The sequence below is a fragment of the Achromobacter sp. 01N37 genome, from assembly GCF_056399725.1.
Map to the genome: position 1 here is coordinate 1 of NZ_JBFTRX010000049.1, position 1,240 is coordinate 1,240.

General features: G+C 59.4%; 1 protein-coding gene. It reads right to left on the reverse strand.

Annotated features, from left to right (window positions below):
* Positions 1 to 26 precede the first annotated feature (26 nt).
* The gene (locus AC1DSJ_RS30165; protein ID WP_175172201.1) at positions 27 to 1,013 is read right to left on the reverse strand and encodes an IS110 family RNA-guided transposase; all 987 of its coding nucleotides are present in this window, start codon (positions 1,011 to 1,013) and stop codon (positions 27 to 29) included.
* Positions 1,014 to 1,240: the final 227 nt, after the last annotated feature.

Genomic DNA, 1,240 nt, shown 5'->3' on the forward strand with positions numbered 1-1,240 from the left:
GGAATCCGAAGATACCGTCTTGGCCGTCAAGTAGAAAAAGCGTAATCAGGCCTATAAGGTTGCCGCGTCTTGAGCACACCGAAGCACAGATGTACCACCTTGCGCATGCAGGCGCCCAGGGCCGACATCTTGGTCTTGCCCGCGGCCAACAGCCGTTGATACAACGCCCGAACATGGGGGTTGTGTTTGGAGGCAACGACGCCGGCCATGTACACCTTGGCCCGTACGTCTGCAGGACCCGCCTTGGACATGCGGCTGCGTCCTCGCAGCGATGTGCCTGACTGCCGCTGCACGGGAACCAAGCCCAGATACGCCGCCAGATCCTCTGCACACTTGAACTGATGCGTGCGCATCACCCTGAGCATGGTTCTGGCCACCTTCGGACCAACACCGGGGATGGTCGACAGCAGCTTGGTGTCGTCCTTCAGGTCAGGATGACGGTCGATGTGATCGTCAATGGCCTTCTCAAGACGAGCGATCTCCTTGTCATAGAAGCTCAAGGTATCGCTGATCGAACGCTCCACCAGCTCCGAGGCCGCGCTGGCCTCGATCTTCTCCTGGCGGTTCATCGTGCGCAGCCGGTCCTTGGACAACGCTTCCAGTTGGGTGATTAAGGCACGTAGTTCGCGCACATGCGCCGGTGGGGGCTGCCAGGCCGCAGGCCTCATCGCCACGCCATAACGAGCCAGCACCAGGCTGTCGAGCGCATCCGTCTTGGAGCGCATCGCCAACGCCCGACTGAAGTCGTGCACGTTGGCCGCGTTGGCAACCGACACCGTTATGCCGCCGTCATGCAGCGTCGTGGCGGCCTGCTCGTGATAAGGGCCTGTAGCTTCCAGCACGGCGTGGACCTGGTCGGCCGCCACCCCATGCTTGGTGCACCATCGAACCAGTTCCTGTACACCGTCCCGGCTATTAAGGACAACCTTACTCTTGCGCTTGTCGTTCTCTGGATCCAGCAGCAGCGTGCAGTCCAGCTTCAGCTTGGAGACATCAATACCCAGATAGATCATCGTTCATACCCCCTCATACACAGAAAGTATGCCAACTGCGCCCACTTACCTTGTGCATGCAGGGTCAAACCCTAGGCTACCGTCCAGTGTCCGCGATGGCGTCAGAGGTGAGAGACAGGGGTTTAGTCTTCAGAACAGGGTCGACCACCTAAGGGAGCCGCAGAAACTCACCTGTCTCTCGTGGAATGGTAGCTAACCATTCCAGGGCTCAAGATACAAGGGAGCCG